The 25,123-nt window shown below is 73.4% G+C and carries 19 protein-coding genes; 16 read left to right on the forward strand and 3 right to left on the reverse strand.

What is annotated here, in order from left to right:
- The first annotated feature begins 287 nt into the window (after positions 1-287).
- The 9 genes from glyA to folP all read left to right on the forward strand — a co-directional run bounded on the left by glyA (position 288) and on the right by folP (position 11,659).
- On the forward strand, positions 288-1,616 hold the full coding sequence (glyA, locus tag BLS21_RS24040; RefSeq protein ID WP_091224394.1) for a serine hydroxymethyltransferase: 1,329 nt from the start codon (positions 288-290) through the stop codon (positions 1,614-1,616).
- Complete coding sequence (locus tag BLS21_RS24045; RefSeq protein WP_091224396.1) at positions 1,613-2,872, forward strand: sarcosine oxidase subunit beta family protein; 1,260 nt, start codon at positions 1,613-1,615, stop codon at positions 2,870-2,872. The genes glyA and BLS21_RS24045 overlap by 4 nt, the downstream gene beginning before the upstream one ends.
- Before the next feature lie 30 nt (positions 2,873-2,902).
- A complete protein-coding gene (locus BLS21_RS24050; RefSeq protein WP_091224398.1) occupies positions 2,903-3,181 on the forward strand; it encodes a sarcosine oxidase subunit delta in 279 nt (92 codons plus the stop codon).
- Positions 3,178-6,045 carry a 2Fe-2S iron-sulfur cluster-binding protein gene (locus tag BLS21_RS24055; protein WP_091224400.1) on the forward strand — a complete coding sequence of 956 codons (2,868 nt, stop codon included), beginning with the start codon at positions 3,178-3,180 and terminating at the stop codon, positions 6,043-6,045. The genes BLS21_RS24050 and BLS21_RS24055 overlap by 4 nt, the downstream gene beginning before the upstream one ends.
- Complete coding sequence (locus tag BLS21_RS24060) at positions 6,038-6,622, forward strand: sarcosine oxidase subunit gamma (protein WP_091224402.1); 585 nt, start codon at positions 6,038-6,040, stop codon at positions 6,620-6,622. Before BLS21_RS24055 ends, BLS21_RS24060 begins: the two co-directional genes overlap by 8 nt.
- A 51-nt stretch (positions 6,623-6,673) precedes the next feature.
- Positions 6,674-9,142, forward strand: a complete 2,469-nt coding sequence (locus BLS21_RS24065; RefSeq protein ID WP_091224404.1) for a GcvT family protein — start codon at positions 6,674-6,676, stop codon at positions 9,140-9,142.
- A 93-nt stretch (positions 9,143-9,235) separates the two neighbouring features.
- On the forward strand, positions 9,236-9,856 hold the full coding sequence (locus BLS21_RS24070; RefSeq protein WP_091224406.1) for a cyclodeaminase/cyclohydrolase family protein: 621 nt from the start codon (positions 9,236-9,238) through the stop codon (positions 9,854-9,856).
- The gene (locus BLS21_RS24075) at positions 9,853-10,692 is read left to right on the forward strand and encodes a bifunctional 5,10-methylenetetrahydrofolate dehydrogenase/5,10-methenyltetrahydrofolate cyclohydrolase (RefSeq protein WP_091224407.1); all 840 of its coding nucleotides are present in this window, start codon (positions 9,853-9,855) and stop codon (positions 10,690-10,692) included. The genes BLS21_RS24070 and BLS21_RS24075 overlap by 4 nt, the downstream gene beginning before the upstream one ends.
- Before the next feature lie 94 nt (positions 10,693-10,786).
- On the forward strand, positions 10,787-11,659 hold the full coding sequence (folP, locus tag BLS21_RS24080; RefSeq protein ID WP_091224409.1) for a dihydropteroate synthase: 873 nt from the start codon (positions 10,787-10,789) through the stop codon (positions 11,657-11,659).
- A gap of 104 nt (positions 11,660-11,763) precedes the next feature.
- Here folP and BLS21_RS24085 read toward each other — a convergent pair whose 3' ends face one another.
- The gene (locus BLS21_RS24085) at positions 11,764-12,432 is read right to left on the reverse strand and encodes a GntR family transcriptional regulator (RefSeq protein WP_091224411.1); all 669 of its coding nucleotides are present in this window, start codon (positions 12,430-12,432) and stop codon (positions 11,764-11,766) included.
- A gap of 142 nt (positions 12,433-12,574) precedes the next feature.
- On the opposite strand from BLS21_RS24085, the gene BLS21_RS24090 reads away from it, so the two are divergent.
- The 5 genes from BLS21_RS24090 to BLS21_RS24110 all read left to right on the forward strand — a co-directional run bounded on the left by BLS21_RS24090 (position 12,575) and on the right by BLS21_RS24110 (position 20,534).
- On the forward strand, positions 12,575-13,948 hold the full coding sequence (locus BLS21_RS24090) for an L-serine ammonia-lyase (RefSeq protein WP_091224413.1): 1,374 nt from the start codon (positions 12,575-12,577) through the stop codon (positions 13,946-13,948).
- 10 nt (positions 13,949-13,958) lie between these two features.
- Positions 13,959-14,807 (forward strand): formyltetrahydrofolate deformylase, encoded by an 849-nt coding sequence (gene purU / locus BLS21_RS24095; protein ID WP_091224415.1) that lies wholly within the window; start codon positions 13,959-13,961, stop codon positions 14,805-14,807.
- 19 nt (positions 14,808-14,826) lie between these two features.
- Complete coding sequence (locus tag BLS21_RS24100) at positions 14,827-16,203, forward strand: bifunctional folylpolyglutamate synthase/dihydrofolate synthase (RefSeq protein WP_091224417.1); 1,377 nt, start codon at positions 14,827-14,829, stop codon at positions 16,201-16,203.
- Positions 16,200-18,044, forward strand: a complete 1,845-nt coding sequence (gene pabB, locus BLS21_RS24105; RefSeq protein WP_091224419.1) for an aminodeoxychorismate synthase component I — start codon at positions 16,200-16,202, stop codon at positions 18,042-18,044. Before BLS21_RS24100 ends, pabB begins: the two co-directional genes overlap by 4 nt.
- Positions 18,045-18,761: 717 nt before the next feature.
- On the forward strand, positions 18,762-20,534 hold the full coding sequence (locus tag BLS21_RS24110; RefSeq protein WP_245700736.1) for a BCCT family transporter: 1,773 nt from the start codon (positions 18,762-18,764) through the stop codon (positions 20,532-20,534).
- 930 nt (positions 20,535-21,464) lie between these two features.
- On the opposite strand, the gene BLS21_RS24115 is transcribed toward BLS21_RS24110, so the two are convergent.
- Positions 21,465-22,637 (reverse strand): NAD(P)/FAD-dependent oxidoreductase, encoded by a 1,173-nt coding sequence (locus BLS21_RS24115; protein ID WP_091224421.1) that lies wholly within the window; start codon positions 22,635-22,637, stop codon positions 21,465-21,467.
- Positions 22,634-22,954 (reverse strand): bifunctional 3-phenylpropionate/cinnamic acid dioxygenase ferredoxin subunit, encoded by a 321-nt coding sequence (locus BLS21_RS24120; protein ID WP_091224423.1) that lies wholly within the window; start codon positions 22,952-22,954, stop codon positions 22,634-22,636. The genes BLS21_RS24115 and BLS21_RS24120 overlap by 4 nt, the downstream gene beginning before the upstream one ends.
- A 129-nt stretch (positions 22,955-23,083) precedes the next feature.
- Between BLS21_RS24120 and BLS21_RS24125 the strand changes: the two genes are divergently transcribed.
- Together BLS21_RS24125 and BLS21_RS24130 are read left to right on the forward strand one after the other, a co-directional pair.
- Positions 23,084-23,884: an IclR family transcriptional regulator gene (locus tag BLS21_RS24125; RefSeq protein ID WP_091224427.1), complete on the forward strand. Its 801-nt coding sequence runs from the start codon at positions 23,084-23,086 to the stop codon at positions 23,882-23,884.
- 386 nt (positions 23,885-24,270) lie between these two features.
- Positions 24,271-25,123: aromatic ring-hydroxylating oxygenase subunit alpha (locus tag BLS21_RS24130; RefSeq protein WP_091222926.1), on the forward strand; the 853-nt coding region annotated here is incomplete at its 3' end.

The raw sequence follows: 25,123 nt of genomic DNA on the forward strand, positions 1-25,123 counted from the left end.
TCCGGGGCCGGGGTCGGGGACGACGATCGTCTCGACCGTGACCGGGGCTCCCTTGCTGCGGGCGACGACGCCCCTCACCTCGTAGGCCATGGCGGTGGATCTCCTCTCGGGATGTGCGGATCGGACGCGGGGGGGCGCTCCCCGGCACGGGAGCGCGCCGACCGTGGTGGGGATGGCGGGACATCGAGTTCCGAGCACCCCTTGACCCCGTCCGGTGCCGACCCTACGGTGTTGCACGACTGATATACCAGTCCTTGGCTCAATCTCATGACAGAAGGGACCCCGGCATGGTCGTCCAGGTTGACGGAGCGCTCCAGGCCCCGGCCGTTCCGGACCAGGTGCTCAACCGGTCGCTGGCGGACACCGACCCCGCGGTCTTCGACGCGATCTCCGCCGAGCTGACCCGGCAGCAGACCACGCTGGAGATGATCGCCAGCGAGAACTTCGCTCCGGTGGCCGTCATGCAGGCCCAGGGTTCGGTGCTGACCAACAAGTACGCCGAGGGCTACCCGGGCCGGCGTTACTACGGCGGCTGCGAGCACGTCGACGTCGTCGAGCAGCTGGCCATCGACCGGCTGAAGGCGCTGTTCGGCGCGGAGTACGCCAACGTGCAGCCGCACTCGGGGGCGCAGGCCAACGCCGCGGCGATGTCCGCCCTGCTGGAGCCCGGCGACACGATCCTGGGGCTCGACCTGGCCCACGGGGGCCACCTGACCCACGGGATGAAGCTCAACTTCTCCGGCAAGCTCTACGACGTGGCCGCCTACCACGTGGGCCGCGAGGACCACCGGGTCGACATGGCCGAGGTGGAGAAGCTGGCACTGGAGCGGCGGCCCAAGCTCATCGTCGCCGGCTGGTCGGCCTACCCCCGCCACCTGGACTTCGCCGAGTTCCGCCGGATCGCCGACGAGGTCGGGGCCTACCTGATGGTCGACATGGCGCACTTCGCCGGGCTCGTCGCCGCCGGGCTGCACCCCTCCCCGGTGCCGCACGCGCACGTGGTCACCTCGACCACCCACAAGACCCTGGGCGGGCCCCGCGGCGGGGTCATCCTGGCCACGGCCGACCTCGCGAAGAAGTTCAACTCGTCGGTCTTCCCCGGCCAGCAGGGCGGCCCCCTGGAGCACGTGATCGCCGCGAAGGCGGTGGCCTTCAAGCTGGCCGGGGAGCCGGCCTTCCGCGAGCGCCAGGAGCGGACCCTCGCCGGTGCCCGGATCCTGGCCGACCGGTTGCTGGCCGCGGACTCCCGCGAGGCGGGCGTCGACGTGGTCAGCGGCGGCACCGACGTGCACCTCGTCCTCGTGGACCTGCGGGAGTCGGCGCTCGACGGCCGGCAGGCCGAGGACCGGCTGCACTCGATCGGCATCACCGTCAACCGCAACGCCGTCCCCTTCGACCCCCGCCCGCCGATGGTCAGCTCCGGGGTGCGCATCGGCACCCCGGCGCTGGCCGCCCGCGGCTTCGACCTCGACGACTTCGCCGAGGTGGCCGACGTGATCGCCGCCGCACTGCGCCCCTCGGTGGGCGAGGAGCTGCTCGCCGAGCTCCGCACGCGGGTCACCCGCCTGGCCGACCGCCACCCGCTCTACCCCGACCTGACGGAGGTCCCCCGATGACGCTCGGTTCCTCCCACGCCACCCGCACCCCACGCACCCCCGGCGCGGACCTGCCGGAGCACCCGGACTCCCTCTGGCGCGACGCGGAGCCCAAGCGCTCCTACGACGTGGTGATCGTCGGAGGTGGCGGGCACGGCCTGGCCACCGCGCACTACCTCGCCAAGAACCACGGCATCACGAACGTCGCGGTGCTGGAGAAGGGCTGGCTGGCCGGCGGCAACATGGCCCGCAACACCACGATCATCCGCTCCAACTACCTGTGGGACGAGAGCTCCGCCATCTACGAGCACGCGCTGAAGCTCTGGGAGGGGCTCGAGGAGGACCTCGACTACCCGATCCTGTTCAGCCAGCGCGGCGTGCTCAACCTCGCCCACACCCTGCAGGACGTCCGCGACAGCGTGCGCCGGGTCGAGGCCAACAAGCTCAACGGCGTCGACGCCGAGTGGCTGGAGCCGGACGAGGTCCGCAAGATCTGCCCGGTCGTCAACACCTCGACCGACATCCGCTACCCGGTCCTGGGGGCGACGTACCAGCCGCGCGCGGGCATCGCCAAGCACGACTACGTGGCCTGGGGCTTCGCCCGCCGCGCGGACGAGGCCGGGATCGACCTCATCCAGGACTGCGAGGTCACCGGCTTCACCACCGACGGCAACCGGGTCACCGGGGTGCAGACCACCCGGGGCACCATCTCCGCCGGCAAGGTCGCCCTCTGCGCAGCCGGCCACACCTCCGTGCTCACCGACATGCTCGGCATCCGCGTCCCGGTGCAGAGCCACCCGCTGCAGGCGCTGGTCTCCGAGCTGCTCGAGCCGGTGCACCCCACCGTGGTCATGTCCAACGCCGTGCACGTGTACGTCTCCCAGGCGCACAAGGGCGAGCTGGTCATGGGCGCCGGAGTCGACTCGTACAACGGCTACGGCCAGCGCGGCGCCTTCCACATCATCGAGCGCCAGATGGCCGCCGCCGTCGAGCTCTTCCCGGTGTTCGCGCGGGCCCACCTGCTGCGGACCTGGGGCGGCATCGTCGACGTCAGCCCCGACGCCTCGCCGATCGTCGGGCGGACCCCCTACGACAACGTCTACCTCAACTGCGGCTGGGGCACCGGCGGGTTCAAGGCCACGCCCGGCATCGGCTCGGCCCTGGCGCACACCATCGCCCACGACGAGCCCCACCCGTACGTGGCGCCGTTCACCCTCGACCGCTTCGTCACCGGCGCGCTCGTCGACGAGCACGGCGCGGCCGCCGTGGCCCACTGACGCCCTCGCCCGTCCACCCAGGAGTCTCCCGTGCAACTCATCGCATGCCCGTGGTGCGGCCCCCGCGAGGAGGTCGAGTTCCACTACGGCGGCCAGGCCCACGTCCCCTACCCGGAGAGCCCCGCCGAGCTCTCCGACGAGGAGTGGGCGCACTACGTCTTCTTCCGCGACAACCCCAAGGGCCGCTTCGCCGAGCGCTGGAACCACAGCGCCGGCTGCCGCCGCTGGTTCAACGCGATCCGCGACACCGCCACCTACCGCTTCGAGAGCGTGTACCGCCTCGACGAGCCGAAGCCGGTGACCCCGTGACGAGCACCTTCCGCACCCCCGAGGGCGGCCGCATCGACCGCGCCACCACCGTCGAGTTCACCTTCGACGGTCAGACCCTCACCGGTCACCCCGGCGACACCCTGGCCTCGGCGCTGCTCGCGAACGGCCGTCACCAGGTCGCCACGAGCATCAAGTTCGGCCGACCGCGCGGCATCGCCGCCGCCTGGGCCGAGGACCCGGGCGGGCTGGTGCAGATCGAGGAGCCCTTCCCCGAGCCCATGCTGCTGGCCACCACCGTGGAGCTCCACGACGGGCTGGCTGCCCACGGCCTGCCGGGGCAGGGCCGCCTCGCCGACGTCCCCGACTCCGCCCGCTACGACGCGGTCCACCACCACGTCGACGTGCTGGTCGTGGGCGCCGGGCCCTCGGGGCTGGCCGCCGCGCTCACCGCCGCGCGGGCCGGTGCCCGCGTCGCGCTCGTCGACGAGCAGTCCGAGGCCGGCGGCTCGTTGCTGTCGGGCACCGAGCGGCTCGACGACGCTCCGGCGCTGCAGTGGGTCGCCGCCGCGGTCGCCGAGCTGGCCGGCCACCCCGAGGTGCTGCACCTGCAGCGCACCACCGCCTTCGGCAGCTACGACGACGGTTTCGTCCTGGCACTGGAGCGGCGCACCGACCACCTCGGCGCCGCCGCGCCCAAGCACGTCTCCCGCCAGCGGGTGTGGCGCATCCGGGCGCGCTCGATCGTCGTCGCGACGGGGGCGCACGAGCGCCCGGTCGTCTTCGCCGACAACGACCGCCCGGGGACCATGCTCGCCGGCGCAGCCCGGACGTTCCTGCACCGCTACGGCGTGCTGCCCGGCCGCGAGGCCGTCGTGTTCACCACGAACGACAGCGCCTACGACGCCGCCCTCGACCTGCACCGCGCGGGTGTGCACGTGCAGGCGGTGGTCGACGCCCGGCCGGAGGGCTCGCCGCGCCGCGAGGAGTGCGAGCACGCCGGCATCCGCGTCCTGTCCGGCGCCGTCGTGACCGGCACGCAGGGCGTCGAGCGGGTCACGCACGCCCTCGTCGCCCCGTTCGCGGACGGAGAGGTCGGCGCCAGCAGCGCGATCGCCTGCGACCTGCTCCTGGTCAGCGGGGGCTGGAACCCCGCGGTGCACCTGTTCAGCCAGGCCCGCGGCCGGCTCCGCTACGACGCCGCCCTCGGCGCGTTCCTCCCCGGGGAGCAGCTCGACGGCCTGACCGTTGCCGGCTCGGCCGCCGGCGTGTTCGACCTGGCCGGGTGCCTCGCCGACGGGCAGCGCGGAGCGCGCGCCGCGCTGGGCGCGCTGGCCGTCCCACCGGCGGAGGAGGACCGGCTGCCCACCGCCCCGGAGCCCGTCGTCCCGACCGCGCCCCTGGTGCTGTGGCGGGTGCCGGACACCTCCGGTGCCGACGGCAGCACCTCGTTCGTGGACCTGCAGCGCGACGCGACGGTCGCCGACATCGCTCGCGCGGTCGGCGCCGGCCTGCGCTCCATCGAGCACGTCAAGCGCTACACGACGATCGGGACGGCGCACGACCAGGGCAAGACCTCCGGCGTCCTCACCTCGGGGATCACCGCCGAGCTGCTGGGGATCCCGGTGCAGGACACCGGGACCACCACGTTCCGGCCGCCCTACACCCCGGTCGCCTTCGCCGCCCTGGCCGGCCGCGACCGTGGCCGGCTCTTCGACCCCGAGCGGGTCACCGCCCTGCACGAGTGGCACGTGGCGGCGGGGGCGGTCTTCGAGGACGTCGGCCAGTGGAAGCGGCCCCGCCACTACCCGCGGCCCGGCGAGGACATGGAGGCCGCGGTCCTCCGGGAGTGCGCCGCGGCCCGCACCGGCGTCGGGATCCTCGACGGCTCCACCCTCGGCAAGATCGACGTCCAGGGCCCGGACGCCGCCGTCCTCCTGGACCGCCTCTACACGAACCTGATGAGCAGCCTGAAGGTCGGTTCGGTCCGCTACGGGGTCATGTGCGGCGTCGACGGCATGGTGATCGACGACGGCACGGTGCTGCGGCTGGCCGAGGACCGCTTCCTGGTCCTCACCACCACCGGCGGCGCGGCGAAGATCCTCGACTGGATGGAGGAGTGGGTCCAGACGGAGTGGCCGGACCTGCGGGTCCACTGCACCTCGGTCACCGAGCAGTGGTGCACCTTCCCGGTCGTCGGTCCGCGCTCCCGCGACGTCATCGGCGCGGTCTTCCCGCAGGTGGACGTCTCCAACGAGGCCTTCCCGTTCATGACCTGGCGGGACACCACCCTCGACGGGGTGCCGGTCCGGCTGGCCCGGATCAGCTTCTCCGGCGAGCTGGCCTTCGAGGTCTACGTCAACCCCTGGTACGCGGTCGCGGTGTGGCAGCGGCTGCTCGACGCCGGCCGCCCGTACGGCATCACGCCGTACGGCACGGAGACCATGCACGTCCTGCGCGCGGAGAAGGGCTACCCGATCATCGGGCAGGACACCGACGGCACCGTCACCCCGCACGACCTCGGCATGGCCTGGGCGGTCTCGAAGAAGAAGCCCGACTTCGTCGGCAAGCGCAGCTTCTCGCGGCCGGCCAACCAGGACCCGCTGCGCAAGCAGCTGGTCGGGCTGCTGCCCGTGGACCGGCGGACCGTCCTGCCGGAGGGCTCGCAGATCGTGGAGTTCCGCACCGACGGCCAGCTGCCGCCTCCGCCGGTCCCGATGCTCGGCCACGTCACCTCCAGCTACCGCAGCGCCGAGCTCGCCCGCCCCTTCGCCCTGGCCCTGGTCAAGGGCGGGCGAGAGCGCATCGGCGAGACCGTCCACGTCCCCGTCAACGGCACCCTCGTCCCGGTCGAGGTCACCGGCTCGGTGCTGGTCGATCCCGAAGGAGCCCGTCGCGATGGCTGAGCTGCTGCGCACCCACCCGCTCGAGGGGTGGCGCACCGCCTTCGAGCGCCTGCCCGACACCGTGCGGATCGCCGTCGAGCCGTTCGTCGCGATGGTCGACGTCCGGCTCGGCACGGTCGGCGCCGAGGCGTCGGCGGCCCTGGGCGTCGACCTGCCGACGGCTCCCAACACGTGGGTGCCGGCCGGCACGGGGCGGGCCGTCTGGCTCGGCCCCGACGAGTGGCTGCTCAGCAGCACCACGGAGACACCGGAGGAGCTCGAGGCCCGGGTCCGCGCCGCCGTCGTCGGCCTGGGCGGGTCCGCGACGGACGTCTCCGCCCAGCGGATCGGCCTCCGGCTGACCGGGGCTCGGGTGCGCGACGTCCTGGCCAAGGGCTGCTCGATCGACCTGCACCCGCGGGTGTTCGGCCGGGGGAGCAGCGCGCAGACGGCGCTCGGCCAGGCGGGCGTCGTCCTGCTGGCCCTCTCCGACGCCGCCGACGACGTCCTCGTCCTCGTCCGGTCGTCCTTCGCCGGCTACCTGGCCGACTGGCTGCTCGACGCGGCCCTCGAGTTCACCTCCACCCCCAACGACTGACCGGCCCCCATCGGCAGTCCCCGGAACCACCGGCACGTCAGGAGCGAAGCAATGTCCACCACCCCTCGTGTGGTCATCATCGGAGCGGGGATCGTCGGCGCCAACCTGGCCGACGAGCTGACCGCCCGTGGCTGGGACCGCGTCACCGTGGTCGACCAGGGGCCCCTCCCGCTGACCGGGGGCTCCACGTCGCACGCGCCGGGGCTGGTCTTCCAGACCAACGCCTCCAAGACGATGACGGCGTTCGCCAGCTACACGGTGGAGAAGCTCAAGAGCGTCGACGTCGACGGCGCGTGGTGCTTCAACCAGGTCGGCGGCCTCGAGGTCGCCACCACGCCGGAGCGGCTCGCCGACCTGCACCGCAAGCAGGGCTGGGCCACCTCCTGGGGCGTCGAGTCCCAGGTGGTCGACGTCGACGAGTGCGTGCGGCTGCACCCGCTGGTCGACCGCGAGCGCATCCTCGGCGGGCTGCACATCCCCAGCGACGGTCTGGCCAAGGCGTCCCGGGCGGTCGTCGCGCTGGCCCGCCGTGCCGAGGCGCGGGGCGCCCGCTTCCAGGGCTCGACCCGGGTGACCGGCATTGAGCAGACCGGCGGCCGGGTGACCGGCGTCCGCACCCCGGACGGCGTCATCCCCGCCGACGTCGTGGTCTCCTGCGCCGGCTTCTGGGGCCAGGAGCTCGGCGCGATGGTCGGCATGGACGTGCCGCTGCTGCCCCTGGCCCACCAGTTCGTCTGGACCGGTCAGGTGCCGGACCTGGTCGGGCGCAACGACGAGCTCAGCGAGGCGAGCCTGCCGATCCTGCGCCACCAGGACCAGGACCTCTACTACCGGGAGCGCGTCGACCGCCTCGGCATCGGGTCCTACGCCCACCGCCCCATGCCGGTCGACCTGGGCGAGCTGCCGCAGGGGGACGGCGTGCGGGAGTCGTCGATGCCCTCGATGCTGCCCTTCACCGAGGAGGACTTCGCCCCGGCGTGGGAGCAGAGCCAGCTGCTGCTGCCCTCGCTGCGGTCGTCCAAGATCGACTCCGGCTTCAACGGGGTCTTCTCCTTCACCCCGGACGGCGGTCCGCTGATCGGGGAGTCGCGGGACGTGGCGGGCTTCTGGATCGCCGAGGCGGTCTGGGTGACGCACTCGGCCGGCGTGGCCCGGTCGGTGGCCCAGCTGCTCGTCGACGGCCGCTCCGAGGTCGACCTGCACGGCTGCGACGTGCACCGCTTCGAGGACGTCCAGCTCGCCCCGGAGTACGTCAGCGAGACCTCGCAGCAGAACTTCGTCGAGATCTACGACGTCATCCACCCGCTGCAGCCCCGGCTGTCCCCGCGCGACCTGCGGGTCAGCCCCTTCCACGCCCGGCAGCAGGAGCTCGGCGCGGTCTTCCTCGAGGCCGCCGGCTGGGAGCGGCCGCACTGGTACGAGGCCAACGCGCACCTGGTCGACGAGCTGCCCGCCGAGTGGGCGCCGCCGGAGCGCGACGCGTGGGCGGGGCAGTTCTGGTCCCCGATCGCGGCGGCCGAGGCGTGGAAGACCCGCACCGCCGTGGCGATGTACGACATGACGCCGCTCAAGCGGCTCGAGGTCAGCGGCCCCGGCGCCCTCGCGCTCCTGCAGCGGCTCACGACCGGGGAGATGGACAAGTCCGTCGGGTCGGTGACCTACACGCTCGCCCTCGACGAGGCCGGCGGCATCCGCAGCGACCTCACCGTCGCCCGGCTGGGCGAGCAGCTGTTCCAGGTCGGCGCCAACGGCCCCCTCGACCTCGACCACCTCCTGCGCGAGGCGCCCGGCGACGGCACGGTGCAGGTCCGCGACACCACCGGCGGCACGTGCTGCATCGGCCTGTGGGGCCCGCGGGCCCGCGACCTCGTCCAGCGGCTCAGCGCCGACGACTTCTCCAACGACGGGCTGAAGTACTTCCGCGCGAAGCGGGCCCGGATCGGGGGAGTGCCGGTGACGGCGATGCGGCTGTCCTACGTCGGCGAGCTCGGCTGGGAGCTCTACACCAGCGCCGACAACGGCCAGCGGCTGTGGGACGTGCTGTGGCGCGCCGGCCAGGACCTCGGCGTGATCGCCGCGGGCCGGGCCGCGTTCAACAGCCTCCGGCTGGAGAAGGGCTACCGGGCCTGGGGTCACGACATGACCACCGAGCACGACCCCTACGAGGCGGGCCTCGGGTTCGCCGTCCGCCGGCAGAAGCAGGCCGACTTCGTCGGGCGGCAGGCTCTCGCCGAGCTCGGGGACGACACGGTGAGCCGCCGGCTGTCCTGCCTGACGATCGACGACGGCCGCAGCGTCGTCCTCGGCCACGAGCCGGTGTTCGTGGACGGGCGACCGGCGGGCTACGTGACCAGCGCGGCCTTCGGGCACACCGTCGGCCGGCCCATCGCCTACGCCTGGCTGCCGGCCTCGGCGACCGTCGGGACGAGCGTCGAGATCGGGTACTTCGGCACCCGCATCCCGGCGACCGTCGCCGCCGAGCCGCTCGTCGACCCGGAGATGACCCGCCTCCGCGGCTAGCCCGCCCCACCCCCTCCGCCGGACCGGCGGGCGGCCCCGACCACTCCCGCGGCCGCCCGCCGGCCCGCGATCGCGCCTACCCCGAGGACCCCCATGCGCACCGACACCGTCGAGACCTTCCTGGCGCAGCTCGCCGCCAGGGTGCCCGCCCCGGGAGGAGGGGCCACCGCCGCACTGCACGCGGCCCAGGCCGCCGCCCTGGTGGCGATGGTCGCCCGCTACAGCGACTCGGCGAAGTACGCCGAGCACGCCGAGGAGATCGCCTCCATCACGGCCACCGCCGACCGGTTGCGCCAGAACGCCCTGGGTCTCGCCGAGGAGGACGCCGCGGCCTTCACCGCGGTCACCGAGGCCTACCGGCTCCCGAAGGGGACCGCCGACGAGGCCGCGGCCCGGTCGGAGGGCATCGCGCGGGCACTGGTCGCCGCGGCGCACGTGCCGGCGATCGTCGTCGCCGTCGCCGAGCAGGTGCTGGGCCTGGCCGAGCAGCTCCTGCCGATCGGCAACCGCAACGTGATCAGTGACGTCGCCGCCGCCGCCGAGGCGGCCCGCGCCGCCGCCACGACGGCACGGGTCAACGTGGAGATCAACCTCGGTGGCATCAAGGACCCGGCGACCTGGGGTGAGCTCGCCGCGGTCGTCGACTCCGTCGACGACGTCGTCCTGCGCGCGGAGAAGGTCACCGCCGCCGTCCGGGACGGACTCGTCCGATGACGACGGAGCTCGGCGGGGGTGAGCTGGCCGCCGGCATCCGCGCCGAGGTCACCGCCACGGCCGCGGAGCTGACCGCCGCCGGGACGCCGCCCCGGCTGGCCGTGGTCGTCGCGACGGCGGACGAGTCCAGCGCCTGGTACGTCCGCTCCATCGCCCGGGCCGCGGAGCGGACCGGCATCGCCTGCTCGGTCGTCGACCTCGGGGAGACGGCGACGCCGGACCGGATCCGCGCCGAGCTGGCCGCGCTGAGCGCGGATCCCGCGGTGCACGGCATCATCCTGCAGACCCCGCTGCCGGCCGACGCGGTCGTCGAGGACCTGGCCGCGTCGATCGACCCGGCCAAGGACGTCGACGGGGCCAACCCGCTCAGCCTGGGACGGCTGGCCGCGGGTCTGCCCGCGCATCCGCCGGCGACCGCCGAGGCCGTGCTGGCGCTGCTGGACCACCACGGGATCCCGTTGTCCGGCGCGCACGCCGTCGTGGTGGGCCGCTCCACCGTCGTCGGCAAGCCGGCCGCGCACCTGCTGCTGCAGCGGGACGCCACCGTGACCGTCTGCCACAGCCGCACCAAGGACCTGGCGGCGGTCACCCGCACCGCGGACGTGCTCGTCGCCGCCGTCGGGCGGCCGGAGCTCATCACGGCCGAGCACGTCGCCGCGGACGCGGTCGTCGTCGACGTGGGGACCAACCCGACGCCCGACGGCGGGCTCGTCGGGGACGTCGACGCCGATTCGGTCGCCGGACGGGTCGCCGGTCTGACCCCGGTGCCGGGCGGGGTCGGCCCGGTCACCACCGCCCTGCTGCTGCAGCACACGGTCGCGTCCGCACGCGGCTGAGCGAGGACCCCCTCCTGCGCAGCGCTCGCAGGCTCGCCGCGAGCCTCTGGACGGGGCCGGCAGCCAGTCGCACCACAGAGATCGGAGCAGCCAGATGACCGGCACGGCGTTGGCCGACCGCCCGCGCGCGGCCACCGGCACCTCGACGCACCCCCTCGGCCGGGTGCTCGCGGGGAGGAGGCCGCTGGTCTGCGGCGTCCTCAACGTGACCCCCGACTCCTTCTCCGACGGCGGGCGCTTCCACAGCTTCGACCGGGCCGTGGAGCGCGGGCGCACCCTGGCTGCCGAGGGGGCCGACCTCATCGACATCGGCGGGGAGTCCACCCGACCCGGCTCGCGCCCGCCGACCCCCGCCGAGGAGCTGGACCGCGTCGTCCCGGTGGTCGAGGCCCTGAGCCGGCAGGTCCCCGTTCCGCTCTCCGTGGACACCTCCCGTCCCGAGGTCATGAGAGCAGCCGTGGCGGCCGGGGCGAGCATGGTCAACGACGTCCGGGCGCTGCGGTCGCCGGGTGCTCTCGAGGCCGTCGCAGAGCTGGGCGTGCCGGTGTGCCTCATGCACATGCAGCGCTCGCCGGAGACCATGCAGGCGGACCCGCGCTACCGGGACGTCGTCGTGGACGTGCGCACCTTCCTCGCCGAGCGGATGCGTGCCTGCCTCGATGCCGGCATCCGGCAGGAGCACCTCGTGGTGGACCCGGGGTTCGGGTTCGGCAAGACGCTGACCCACAACGTCGCGCTCCTGGCGTCGCTCGACGCGTTCACCGGCCTGGGTGTCCCGGTCATGGTGGGGCTGTCCCGCAAGTCGGTGCTCGGGCAGCTCACCGGGCGGACCGTGGAGGACCGGCTGCCCGGCTCCCTGGCCGCGGCTGTCGTCGCGGTCCAGCGGGGAGCCACCCTGCTCCGCGTGCACGACGTCGCGGCCACGCGGGACGTCCTGGCCGTCCTCGACGCCGTCGGCCCGGTGTGAACGGCCTGGTGACCTGAGGGAACGGCCACCCTCCAGGGACCCGCTGGCCCCGTCCCGGGTCCCGCCCTGAGCCTGCGAGGGGTGGGGAGGACGGGGTCCTTCTCCTAGATGACCGCGCGGATCGCGTGCTCGAAGCCCAGCACGTGCTCACGGGCGAGGTCGTCGGCCCGGTCGGCGTCGCCGGCGGCGATCGCGCGGAGCAGCTCGACGTGCTCCCCGACGTGCTCGTCGACCGTGGGCAGCCGGTCGAGGAACAGGCAGAAGATCCGCGTCGCCAGGTTGTCGTAGCGGATCAGGACGTCTTCCAGGTGGGGGTTGCCGCTGGCCCGGTAGATGGCCCGGTGCACGGCGAGGTCCCAGCGCATCAGCTCGGTCCGGTCGGTCTGGGCGACGTCCAGGTGCTGGATGCGCGCGGCCAGCTCCTCGAGCTCGCCGAGCGACGTGCGCACGGCACGCTCGGCGGCACGGCGGGCCGCCAACGGCTCGAGCTGGGCGCGGATGTCGGAGATGTGGGCCAGGTCGGAGATGTCCATGCCGGTCGCGAAGGTCCCTCGCCGGGGGTAGGACACCACGAGCCGGTCCCCCTCCAGACGTTTCAGCGCCTCACGGACCGGCGTCCGGCCCACCCCGAGGTCCTTGGCCAGCTCGTCGTCGTCGATCGGATCGCCCGGGCTGATGTCGAGCATGATCAGCCGGTCCCTGATCGCCACGTAGGCCTTGTCCGCGAGCGACGCGACGGCGGACGAGTCGAGATCCAGGGGCGCAGCGGTCACGAAGAGATCGTAGAGGTTGGGGGCCGACGGGCCTTGCCTCTTCAGAGGGATCGACATACCTTGACCATACATCTGATATACCAACTGTGTACCTGACTCCGCAGTTGGTGTCGGCGCACCGGCGGGGGAGAGGGAGGTACGGGTGACCATCAGCGCCTTCGACCTGTTCAAGGTCGGCATCGGCCCGTCGAGCTCGCACACGGTCGGCCCCATGCGGGCAGCCTGCACCTTCGCGTCCCGGCTCCGCGACGAGGGCCTGCTGGGACGGGTCACGGGGGTGCGCTGCGAGCTGTTCGGGTCGCTGGGAGCGACCGGGCACGGACACGGCAGCGTCAAGGCGGTCGTCCTCGGCCTCGAGGGGGAGCAGCCCGACGTGGTCGACCCGGTCGCGGCCGAGCCGCGGGTCGACGCCGTCCGCCGCGAGGGCAAGCTGGCCCTGGCCGGAGAGCACCCCATCGCGTTCTCGGTCGACGACGACGTCGTGCTGCACCGTCGCAAGCGGCTGGACTTCCACAGCAACGGCATGCTCTTCCGGGCCCTGGACGCCGAGGGCGAGGAGGTCGACCGGCGCGAGTACTACTCGGTGGGCGGCGGGTTCGTCCTGGACGAGGACGAGGCCGGCCGCCCGGCGATCGTCGAGGACCGCACCCCGGTCCGCTTCCCGTTCCGCACCGGGGAGGAGCTGCTGACCCGGACGCGGGAGTCGGGCCTGCGGATCAGCGACGTGATGCTGGCCAACGAGCTGTCCTGGCGCAGCGAGGCGGAGGTCCGCTCCGGCCTGCTGCACGTCTGGTCGGTGATGCAGGAGTGCGTGGAGCGTGGCACCCGCACCACCGGCGTCCTGCCCGGCGGGCTGAAGGTCCGCCGACGCGCGGCCGCGCTGCGCGCCCAGCTGGAGAGCCACCCGGACGAGACCGACCCGCTGCGCGCGATGGAGTGGGTGACCCTCTACGCGCTGGCGGTCAACGAGGAGAACGCGGCCGGCGGCCGGGTGGTGACCGCGCCGACCAACGGCGCGGCCGGCATCGTGCCCGCCGTCCTGCACTACTACCGCGACTTCGTCGACTCCTACGGCGAGGACGGCGTCGTGCGGTTCCTGCTCACCGCCGCCGCGATCGGGCTGCTGTTCAAGGAGAACGCCTCCATCTCCGGCGCCGAGGTCGGCTGCCAGGGAGAGGTCGGCTCGGCCTGCTCCATGGCCGCCGCGGGCCTCGCCGAGGTGCTCGGCGGGACGCCGGAGCAGGTGGAGAACGCCGCCGAGATCGGCATCGAGCACAACCTGGGCCTCACCTGCGACCCGGTCGGCGGGCTGGTGCAGATCCCGTGCATCGAGCGCAACGCCGTCGGCTCGGTCAAGGCCATCACCGCCGCGCGCATGGCCGTGCGCGGGGACGGCCGGCACCACGTCCCGCTGGACAAGGCGATCAAGACGATGCGCGAGACCGGTGCGGACATGAAGGACAAGTACAAGGAGACCGCCCGTGGCGGGCTGGCGCTCAACATCGTCGAGTGCTGAGGAGGCACCCGTGTCCCACCCGTTCACCCTCACGCTCAGCTGCCAGGAGCGCCCGGGCATCGTGCACGCGGTCAGCTCGTTCCTGTTCCAGCACGGCTGCGACATCGTCGAGCACCAGCAGTTCGACGACGCCGTCCGCGGTCAGCTGTTCCTGCGCACGGCCTTCGTCTGCGCCGAGGACACCGACTGCGAGCGCCTCTCGGCGGACTTCCAGGACGTGGCCGACGAGTTCGGCATGACCTACCAGGTCGCCGGCGAGCAGCCGCAGCGGGTGCTGGTCATGGTGTCCAAGCTCGGCCACTGCCTCAACGACCTGATCTTCCGGTGGCGCGCCGGCAACCTGGGCGCCGACCTGGTCGCCGTGGTGTCCAACCACGAGGACCTGCGCCCGATGGCGGAGGCGGCCGGCCTCCCGTTCGTCCACGTCCCGGTGACCCCGGTCACCAAGCGGGAGGCCGAGGCCCGGCTGCTCGAGCTGGTCGACGAGTACCGGGCCGACCTGGTCGTGCTGGCCCGCTACATGCAGATCCTCTCCGACGAGACGTGCGCCGCCCTGTACGGCCGGGCGATCAACATCCACCACTCGTTCCTGCCCGGGTTCAAGGGCGCCAAGCCCTACCACCAGGCCTTCGACCGCGGCGTGAAGCTGGTCGGCGCGACGGCCCACTACGTCACCCCCGACCTGGACGAGGGCCCGATCATCGAGCAGGAGGTCATCCGCATCGACCACACCTTCGATCCCCGGGCGCTGGCCACCGTCGGACAGGACGCCGAGGCGCTGGCGCTGTCGCGGGCGGTCCGGTGGCACAGCGAGAAGCGGGTGCTCCTGAACGGGCACAGCACGGTCGTCTTCCGGTGACCCGGCGGCTGGAGGTCTGATGTCGACCGGGACGGCGGACCTGTCGCCGCCCGCCGGCGCCGCCTCGTCCCAGGCCGCGCTCGACCGCGTCCGCCGGTACCTGTACGAGGAGCTCGGGCCGCAGCGCGGTCCGGCGGGCACGGGGCTCACCCGTCCGCGTGCCCTGCTCGGCGCGCTGGGGAACCCGCAGGACCGCTTCCGTGCCGTGCACGTGGCGGGCACCGCGGGGAAGGGCTCGGTGAGCACCTTCGTGGCCGGCCTGCTCCGCGCCCACGGGTTCCGGGTCGGTGCCCACCTGTCACCGCACGTCCACAGCGTCCTCGAGCGGTTCCAGCTGGACGGGAGGCCGGCGTCGGCCGAGCTCGTCGACGCGGAGCTGGACCGGATCCGGCCGGCCGTCGAGGTGGTGGAGCAGGCCGGCCACGGCCGGCCGTCCTTCTTCGAGGTCACCAACGCCGTCGCCTTCGGCCTGTTCGCCGACCGGGTCGACTACGGGGTCGTCGAGACCGGGCTCGGGGGACTGCTCGACTCCACCAACACGATCTCCCGAGCGGACAAGCTCGCGGTCGTCACGCCGATCGGCCTGGACCACCAGGACCTGCTCGGGGCCACGGTCGGCGAGATCGCGGCCCAGAAAGCCGGCATCCTGCCCTTCGCCGGTCGGGCCGTGGTGGCTCGCCAGGGGAGTGCCGAGGCGGCGGACGCGCTGAGCGCCGAGGCGGCCCGCCGGAGCTGCGCTCTCCGGTGGGTCGACCTGGGCCCCCCGGCGGTGCAGACCTGGACCGGGCCGGGCGGCACCGCACTGCGGCTGCGCGGCCAACCGCCGCTGTCCCTGGGGCTGACCGGGCGGCACCAGGCCGGCAACGCCCATCTCGCGCTGCGTGCCGTCGAGGCGCTGGCCGCGCGCGATGGGTGGGCCCTCGACGCGGACGCCGTCTGGCTGGGGCTGCGGAGCGCCACGCTGCCCGGCCGGTTCGAACGCCGGGTGATCGGCGGCCGGACCGCGGTCCTCGACGGGGCCCACAACCCGATGAAGCTCGCGGCGTTGGTGGCGACCCTCCAGGAGGTCCACCCCGGCGCCCGGTTCCCGTGGGTCCTCGCCTTCAAGCAGGACAAGGACCTGGACGCCGCCCTCCACGTCGTCGCGCCGGCGGCCTCGGTGGTCGTCGCGACGGAGTTCTGCTCCACCGGCGGCGACCACCCCGCCGGCACCTCCGTCCCGGCCGAGCTCGTCGCCGCGGCAGCGGCGGACCGGGGCATCGCCACAGCAGTGGAGGGCAACCCGGTGCTCGCGGTCCGCCGTGCTGCGCAGGAGGCCGACGAGGCGGTGCCGGTCGTGGTGAGCGGCTCGTTCCACCTGCTCGCCGCCGTCCACGGGGCAACGGTGCCGCAGTGACCTGGGCCCGCTTCGACGACCTGCGCACGGGGACGGCGCTCCGGTGTCCCGCGCCCGACCGGATCCTGGTGGCCGAGCACCCCGCCGAGGTCGCCGGGGTGCTGGCCGAGGTCCAGCGGGCCACGGACTCGGGACGGTGGGCGTTCGGCTACGTCGCCTACGAGGCCGCCGCGGGGCTGGACCCGGCGCTGGCCGTGCACCCGTCCACGCCCATGGACGTGCCCCTGGTCTGGTTCGGGATCTGCGGGGAGCCGGTCTCCGTGCCGCCGCTGCACCCGGCCGGCGCCGCCCCGGCTCCGGCCGCTCGGTGGCGCCCCACGTGGACACCGGCCGGACACGCCCACGGCGTCCGGGCGGTCCGGGAGCGCATCGCCGCCGGGGACACGTTCCAGTGCAACCTGACCGTGCGGATGTCCGGCCGCGTGCCGGGGGACCCCTTCCTGCTCTACCGGGACCTGGCGCTGGGCCAGCGCGGCGCGTACAACGCCTATCTCGACCTCGGCCGGTTCGCGGTGGCCAGTGCCAGCCCCGAGCTGTTCTTCGAGCGCCGCGGGAACTCCGTGCTGCTCCGCCCGATGAAGGGCACGGCGCGGCGAGGCCGGGACGGGGACGAGGACCGGCGCCTGGCCGACCTGCTCCGCTCGAGCCCCAAGGAGCGGGCGGAGAACGTCATGATCGTCGACCTCATGCGCAACGACATCGGCCGGATCGCGGAGACCGGCAGCGTGCAGGTGCCCGCGCTCTTCACCGTCGAACGCTACGAGACCGTGCTCCAGCTGACCTCCGACGTCACGGCTCGCCTCCGCCCGGGGACCGGTCTGGTGGAGCTCTTCCGGGCGCTCTTCCCCTGCGGCTCGGTCACGGGAGCACCCAAGGCGAGCTCCATGGAGATCATCCGGTCCCTGGAGTCGGACGCCCGCGGGGTCTACTGCGGGGCGATCGGCCTCGTCGGCCCACCGGGCGCACCGGTCCGGGCCCGCTTCAGCGTGGCCATCCGGACCGCCGTGGTCGACACGTCCTCGGGGGAGGCCGTCTACGGCACCGGCAGCGGCATCACGTGGGGGTCGGAGGCGTCCGCCGAGCACGCGGAGGTCCTCGCCAAGGCCGCCGTCCTGGCCGCTCGGCCCCGTGAGTTCGAGCTGTGGGAGACCATGCGTCACGACCAGCAGCGCGGTCTGCACAACCGGGAGCGCCATCTGCAGCGGCTGGCGGCCTCGGCCGAGCACCTGGGGTTCCGGTTCGATCTCCCGACGGCGCGGTGCGTCCTGGACGCGCGGCTGGCGGGGGAGCCGGCGGCGCGCGTCCGGGTCCGGCTCCGCCGCAGCGGGACCCTCGCCGTCGACGTGGCCGCCCTGCCGCCACCGTCTCCCGGCCGGGTGCTGCTGGCACTCGACGACGATCCGGTCGACCCCGGGGAGACCTGGCTCCACCACAAGACGAGCCTGCGGGAGCCGTACGACCGGCGCCGCGAGCGGCGGCCCGACGTGGACGACGTGATCATGGTCAACACGAGGGGGGAGCTGACCGAGGTGACCCGGGCCTCTCTGGCGGTGAAGCTGGACGGCCAGTGGTGGACCCCACCACGGGACTCCGGGTGCCTCCCGGGTGTCGAGCGCGCGCGGCTGCTCGACGCGGGCCGGCTGCGGGAGCGGGTGCTCCACGTGGCCGACCTCGAACGGGCGGAGGGGTTGGGAGTGCTCAGCTCGCTGCGGGGGTGGCGTGCCGCGGAGCTGAGCACCGTGCGCCGGAGGGTGGTGCCCACCCGAGGCCACATCGGGCCGGCACGGGCCTCCCGTCAGGCGCAGCGCCCGGCGTCGGGCGCCCTCGTCGGCAGGGGGTGAGTCGCTCGGGACAGGAGGTGCTCGTGGCCCGTGCACCAGGCGCAGGCCACCCACCGTCTCCGCGGACGCGCCAGCCCGCCGCTGGTGCGTGGTCAGGGGTCGGAACCGGACCCGCCGAGGCGAGCGCGACGTGCTGTCGCCACCGGCTCGGCGAGACCTCGTCCGCCGCCTCCCGACCACCGCCGGCCCTGGTTCCGGGGCGTTCCCCGACGGACGTCGGGGTTCGATCGACGTGGACCGGTTGGACACCCGATGCCTGCGCGTCCGTGCGCCCGAGGCGCTGACGGATCGCCGCAAGCGTCGAGCGCCAGGTGCTGCAGCGCCTCGACCGCCCGCGTGGCCAGCACGAGACGTGCGGAGGAGCCCTTCCGGCTACGTCACACGTGCGTGACACCCAGTCACACCGATGCGGAACTGTGCAAAGAATCACGGGGGTCTCTTGTCCTACAACCGGTCCTCTGGTTCCCTCATGCGAAGCCGGTCTCGGATGACGCAACAAGATTGGGGAGTGTCATGGAGCAACCGCGCAGGGAGCAAGCCTCGCCGTCCCGCCAGCTGAGCCAGTCAGAACACGGTGGGGCCGATCCCACGGCTGGCAGTGGCGCCCGGAGTGCGGGGGAGGAGCCCTCGGCCAGCAGGGTCACGGATGTGTCGGTGACGGGGACCCACCCAGCCATCGCCGAGCCGCCCCCTTGCGTGGCCGATCGGCACTGGGCCGTGGACCGGGTCCTGTTCGCCGTCGCCGCGGTCATGGCGCTGGGCTTCGTGGCCTGGGGCTTCGCCACGCCGACGGGCCTGGGCACCGTCAGTGGTTCGGTCCTCGGCTGGGTCACCGGCAATCTCGGCTGGCTGTTCGTGCTGCTGGCGTCGGCGTTCGTGGTCTTCGTCATCTGGCTGGCGGCCGGCAAGTACGGGCGCATCCCGCTGGGCCGGGACGACGAGCGGCCGGAGTTCCGCACCATCTCGTGGATCGCGATGATGTTCAGCGCCGGCATGGGCATCGGGCTGATGTTCTACGGGGTCGCCGAGCCGCTGTCGCACTACGTCTCCCCGCCGCCGCTGACGGTCGAGGCCGAGTCGTCCCAGGCCATCGAGACGGCGATGGCGACCACGCTGTTCCACTGGACGCTGCACCCGTGGGCGATGTACGCCGTCGTCGGTCTGGCCATCGCCTACGGCACCTTCCGGCGAGGCCGCCGGCAGCTGATCAGCTCGGCCTTCGTCCCGCTGCTCGGCGAGCGACGGGCCGCCGGCCCGGCCGGCCGGGTCATCGACGTCCTGGCCATCTTCGCGACGCTGTTCGGATCGGCGGCCTCCCTCGGTCTGGGTGCCCTGCAGATCGGCAGCGGGGTCGAGATCCTCGGCTGGGCCGGAGACGTCGGCAACGGCGTCCTGGTCGCGATCATCGCGATCCTGACCGCCGCCTTCGTCGCCTCGGCCGTCTCCGGCATCGAGCGGGGGATCCAGTGGCTGTCCAACACCAACATGGTCCTGGCCCTGCTGCTGGCGGTGTTCGTCTTCGTCGCCGGCCCGACGATCTTCATCCTCAACCTGGTCCCCGATGCGGTGGGCAGCTACTTCTCCGACCTCGGTGAGATGGCCGCGCGCACGGAGGCGACCGGCGGTGACCCGATGGCCACCTGGCTGCGTGGCTGGACGGTCTTCTACTGGGCCTGGTGGATCAGCTGGACGCCCTTCGTCGGTCTGTTCATCGCCCGCATCAGCCGCGGCCGGACCATCCGGCAGTTCGTCACGGGCGTGCTCCTCGTCCCCAGCCTGGTCAGTCTGCTGTGGTTCGCCGTGTTCGGCGGTGCCGGGATCGCCGCGCAGCGCGACGGCGTCGACGTCGCCGGCCAGGGCACCACGGAGGGGCAGCTGTTCGCCGTCCTCGGGCAGTACCCCCTGGCCACCGCCGCGACCGTGCTCGTGATGGTCCTCGTGGCCATCTTCTTCGTGTCCGGCGCGGACGCGGCCTCGATCGTCATGGGGTCCCTCTCGCAGCGCGGCACCCTGGAGCCCAGCCGATCGGTCGTCGTCTTCTGGGGCGTGGTGATGGGCTCCGTCGCAGCGATCATGTTGCTCCTGGGCGAGGAGGGTGCGGCCCTGACAGGGCTGCAGAACCTGACCATCATCGCGGCACTGCCCTTCACGTTGGTGATGGCGACGATGGCCGTGAGCCTGGTCAAGGACCTCCGTCGCGATCCCATCGTGCTGCGGGGCAACTACGCCAGCGTGGCGATCGAGCAGGCCGTCGTCGAGGGCATCAGTCGCCACGGTGATGACTTCGTCCTCGTGGTGGAACCGGCCCGCATCCCTGGCGCAACGGGCGCCGGGGCCGGGGCGCCGTCCTCGACGAGCCCGGAGCCGGGTGGTCGGATGTCGGTCAGCCCGGGGGGCAACTTCGTGTCGTCAGCAGGGGACACGTCCCTCCCCGCGCAGAGCCAGCCCAGGGCCGAGGCCATCGGCCGACCGCAGGATCCGCGCGCCTAGCGCCTCGGCCGGCGGGTGAGGGCCTCCCGGCGGTGGAGCGACGTCGCTCCACCGCCGGGAGGCCTCTCCGTGTCCACGAAGCGGTGCCGGCCGGGGCCCGTGAGGACACCGTCCGCCCGGGGTGGTGCTGTGCGACCTCGAGGCGAGGGGCCGGTCAGCGTCCCGATCGGCCGCCGCGGCCAGGCTGTCACGGCGGCCCTCGAAGCGATGTGACGAAATCCGTCAGGGGCCGCTGGGAGGGGCACCCGAGGTCGGATCAGGCCGATGTCGGCGCTTCGGAGCACCGCCGTGAGGATCGCCGGAGGTGGGGACGCCGGTGCGCCGGCCCGCCTCGCGCGGGGACCCCTCGCGCGGCTGTTCTCCGGTCGTGTGCTCGTCCCCCGGGGCTGACGAGCTGCTCCGCTGACGGCTACGGGCGCCGGTGCGCCGGGCCGGGAAGGCCGGTGGCGGTGCACCGGCCGGGAGGGTGGATCCGGCCAGTCCGGGCGGCGCTGCATCAAGGTCCGGCCAGCACGGAGGCGCCGGCGAGCCGCACGAGGTCACTGCCGCCCCGTGTGTGCGTCGCGGGAGCGCTCCTCGATCCGGCCTCGGACCGCCATCCAGCCACTCGCTCGTGTCCGGTGGCGGGGAGGGGCACTCCCGTGGACGACGAGCAGGGGTGTATGCATCAGCCGCTGCCGGGCCCGGCCCCGCCTCTCCTGACGGCACGCCGCACCCGCCCCGCCTGTCACCGGGGGCGGTCGTGCGGTCCACAACGGCGGGTTCCTCGGCGGGACCGCCACGGTGGCGCACCGGGCGAACCGGATGGTGCGGGCGTCCGATGGACGCAGTCGAGCACCCTCGGACCCCCGCCTCCACGGGGACGGTCCCAGGGTGCTCGAGCTGCGGTCGTGGGCCGCCTCGCCGCTGCGTGCGCGGGCGGCCGAGGAGTCAGGGCGCGGTCGGCACGGCCGCGCGCAGCTGCCGGCGCCACCGGGTGAACAGACGGGGCTGGTTCATCCCCAGGACGGCCACAGGGCGCCCGTCGCGCTCGTAGACGACGAGGAAGCTGCGGTCGGCACAGCTGCCCTCCACCACTCGGGCGACGTCGCCCTCGCGGCGCGATCCCGCGAACTGGATGCGGGCGCCGTACTGGTCCGACCAGAAGTAGGGCACCGGCGTCGGCGCCGGCTCCCCGGCACCCAGCAGCGTGGTGACCGCGGTGGCCGGTTGCTCGAGCGCATTGGTCCAGTGCTCGATGCGCACGTGCCGCTCCGCGGTGGCCGACCACGCCGCGGCGCAGTCGCCGACCGCGACCACGCCCGGGATGTTCGTGGCCCCGTGCGCGTCGGTGAGGACGCCGTTGCCGAGGGCCACGCCGGAGTGAGCCAGCCACTCGATGTTCGGGGTGGCGCCGATCCCCACGACCACCACGTCGGCGGGCAGGCGGGTGCCGTCGCTCAGGTCGACGGCCTCGACCCTGCCGGTGCCGACCAGTCCGGCGACGCCGGTGCCGGTCAGCAGGCGAGTGCCGTGGTCGGCGTGCAACTCCGCGCAGACCGCGCCCATGTCAGCGCCCAACGGGCCGGCGAGCGGAACGGGCTGGGTCTCGACGACCGTGACGTCCAGCCCGAGCTTGCGGGCCGTGGAGGCGACCTCCGCGCCGATGAAGCCGGCGCCGATCACGACGAGACGTCCGCCGGCGGCCAGGTCGTCCCGCAGGGCGATCGCGTCGTCCAGGGAGCGCAGCACGTGCACACCGGCGAGCCCGTCGCCGCCGGGCAGGCGCCGGGCGCGGGCGCCCGTGGCGAGGACGACGCCGTCGGCGCGGATCTCGCTGCCGTCCTCCAGCAGCACCGACCGGCTGAGGTGGTCCAGGCCGACCGCCGTGGTGCCCAGCCGCCACTGCAGACCGAGGTCCTCGTCGTCGGGTGCGCCCAGGGCGATGTCGTCCAGCGAGGCCGTGCCGGCCAGGAACTCCTTGGACAGGGGCGGCCGGTCGTAGGGGGCGTGCACCTCATCGCCGATGACGACGATGCGGCCGTCGTAGGACTGCTCGCGGAGCGCGCGCGCAGTCGAGAGGCCGGCCAGGGAGGCCCCGACCACGGCGATCGTGCGGCTCATGCGGCACCGTCCGCGGGGGACCCCGGCTGCACGTAGACCAGGCCGTCCTGCACGACGACCCGGTGCGTGCGGACCGGCGTCTTGGCGGGCGGGCCGGACACCTTCCCGGTACGCAGGTCGAAGCACGAGGCGTGCAGGGGGCACTCGACCGCGCAGCCGTCCAGCCAGCCGTCGGCCAGCGAGGCGTCCTGGTGCGTGCACGTGTCGTCGATCGCGTAGAACTCGCCGTCGACGTTGAAGACCGCGATGGGCTCGTCGGCTTCCACTCGGGTCGCCTCGCCGGGCGGCAACGCGGTCGTGGGGCAGACCGGGATCATGGGTGCTCCAGGCTCGTCACTGTTGCGAGGACCGCAACTCTTCGCCGATGACGCAACAGCATGGTCCAGCCGTTCCCGTGGCGTCAAGAGGCGCCGGGCACCTCGCCGCCCGCCACCTACGCTGAGGTCATGAGTGGGTCGCAGGGTGAGAACGCAGAGCGGGGCTCGGTCGCCGTCGTCCAGTCGGTCGACCGGGCTCTGAGCGTGCTGGAGATCCTCGCGGCCCACGGGGAGGCCGGCGTCACGGAGGTGGCCGCGGAGCTCGGGGTGCACAAGTCCACGGCCTTCCGGCTGGTGGCGGCGCTGGAGAACCGGGGCTTCGTCGAGCAGTTGGCCGATCGGGGCAAGTACCGGCTGGGCTTCGGCGTCGTGCGCCTGGCCGGCGCGGCCGCCGCGCAGTTGGACATCGCCCGGGAGGGGCGGCCGATCTGCGACGGACTGGCCGCCGACCTCGGGGAGACGGTCAACATCGCCATCCTGGACGGCGACCGTGCGGTGAACGTCAGTCAGGCCCGGGGGCCGGGGGCGCTCAGCACCCACAACTGGGTGGGGCAGGGCACCCCCCTGCACGCGACCTCGAGCGGCAAGGTGCTCCTCGCGTTCGCCCCCGACGACGTCCGCAAGGACGTGCTCTCCCGGGAGCTGCAGCGCTTCACTCCTGCCACGATCACCGATCCCGAGGTGCTGCGACAGCACTTCGACCGGATCGTCGAGCAGGGATGGGGGGCCACGGTGGAGGAGTACGAGATCGGGCTCACCGCCATCGCCGCGCCCGTCCGCGGTGCGGACGGCGACGTGATCGCGGCTCTCAGCGTCTCGGGGCCGTCCTTCCGGATGGACTCCGAGGGCATCCCGAGGCTCGCCCGGCGAGTGGTGTCCGGCGCTGGAGAGCTGAGCCGGAAGCTGGGGTTCTTCAGCCAGGCCCGCTGACCCCGCGGGGCGCTGCTGCCGGTACCGGTCGAGACGTCGCCCCGACCTCCCCCGCCCCTCGTCGGCGACGGGTGTCCGCAGCGCGGACGGGACGGCGGCGCAGGCGAGCTGCGTGCGCACGCCGTCGCCTCCGCGCTGCCGTCCGGATGACGCGGCCGCCCTGCCGCGCGGGGGGCGTGCACGGGGGTCCGGGCGTCGCCCCGTCCAACTCGGACCTCCTGCGCGCGGACCCCGAGAAGATCTGGGCGGGCAAGTTGTTGCGCTGTGCGCGAATCGCTGTTTAATGTGCAACACATCGGTCGTCCTGAGCTCCGATGGCGGGCGACGGCCGAGGCTTGTCCGACTACCGGCGTGCCTGTGTACGCCCGACGCCACCGAGGTGCCGTATGACCGCCACCGATCTGCCCGCGAGCCTGATCTCCACCCTGCCGGGCCACTACTACACCGACCCGGCCGTGTTCGCCCTGGAGCAGTCCCGGGTCTTCGAGACCATGTGGTTCTGCGCGGTGCGCTCGGCGGACCTGCCGACTCCGGGGAAGTTCCGCAAGGTCCAGGTCGGCCGGGAGAGCGTGCTGGTCGTCCGCGGCCGGGACGGGCAGCTGCGGGCCTTCCTCAACATCTGCCGGCACCGCGGCGCGCAGATCTGCACCGAGGACGCCGGTGAGGTCAAGCGGGCCTTCCAGTGCCCGTACCACGCCTGGACCTACGACCTGGCCGGCAAGCTGGTCGCCGCGCCGAACCTGACCAAGATGCCCGACATCGACCGGGTGCAGTACGGCCTGGTGCCGGTGGCGCTGCGGGAGTGGCTCGGCTACGCCTGGGTGTGCCTGGCCGAGCAGCCGCCGTCGTTCGAGGACGACGTCATGGGCGCCATCGCCGAGCGCCTCGGGAGCCGGGAGTCCATCGACGGCTACGAGCTGGACGCGCTCACCGTGGGCCGCCGCATCACCTACGACGTGCAGGCCAACTGGAAGCTCATCATCGAGAACTTCATGGAGTGCTACCACTGCGCGACCATCCACCCCGAGCTCACCGAGGTGCTGCCGGAGTTCGCCGACGGCTACGCCGCGCAGTTCTTCGTCGGGCACGGCGCGGAGTTCGGCGCCGACGTGCAGGGCTTCACCGTCGACGGCGGCGAGGGCTTCGACAAGCTCCCCGGCGTCGACGAGGACCACGACCGCCGCTACTACGCCATCACCGTGCGGCCGACGGTCTTCGTCAACCTGGTGCCCGACCACG

Source organism: Geodermatophilus siccatus (assembly GCF_900103785.1).
GTDB classification, from domain to species: Bacteria; Actinomycetota; Actinomycetes; order Mycobacteriales; family Geodermatophilaceae; genus Geodermatophilus; species Geodermatophilus siccatus.

Excerpts from the sequence above, each read along its gene's own strand:
- glyA (WP_091224394.1), top strand. The coding sequence starts at position 288 with ATGGTCGTCCAGGTTGACGGAGCGCTCCAGGCCCCGGCCGTTCCGGAC.
- BLS21_RS24045 (WP_091224396.1), top strand. The coding sequence starts at position 1,613 with ATGACGCTCGGTTCCTCCCACGCCACCCGCACCCCACGCACCCCCGGC.
- BLS21_RS24060 (WP_091224402.1), top strand. The coding sequence starts at position 6,038 with ATGGCTGAGCTGCTGCGCACCCACCCGCTCGAGGGGTGGCGCACCGCC.
- BLS21_RS24065 (WP_091224404.1), top strand. The coding sequence starts at position 6,674 with ATGTCCACCACCCCTCGTGTGGTCATCATCGGAGCGGGGATCGTCGGC.
- BLS21_RS24070 (WP_091224406.1), top strand. The coding sequence starts at position 9,236 with ATGCGCACCGACACCGTCGAGACCTTCCTGGCGCAGCTCGCCGCCAGG.
- BLS21_RS24075 (WP_091224407.1), top strand. The coding sequence starts at position 9,853 with ATGACGACGGAGCTCGGCGGGGGTGAGCTGGCCGCCGGCATCCGCGCC.
- folP (WP_091224409.1), top strand. The coding sequence starts at position 10,787 with ATGACCGGCACGGCGTTGGCCGACCGCCCGCGCGCGGCCACCGGCACC.
- BLS21_RS24100 (WP_091224417.1), top strand. The coding sequence starts at position 14,827 with ATGTCGACCGGGACGGCGGACCTGTCGCCGCCCGCCGGCGCCGCCTCG.
- BLS21_RS24115 (WP_091224421.1), bottom strand. The coding sequence starts at position 22,637 with ATGAGCCGCACGATCGCCGTGGTCGGGGCCTCCCTGGCCGGCCTCTCG.
- BLS21_RS24120 (WP_091224423.1), bottom strand. The coding sequence starts at position 22,954 with ATGATCCCGGTCTGCCCCACGACCGCGTTGCCGCCCGGCGAGGCGACC.
- BLS21_RS24125 (WP_091224427.1), top strand. The coding sequence starts at position 23,084 with ATGAGTGGGTCGCAGGGTGAGAACGCAGAGCGGGGCTCGGTCGCCGTC.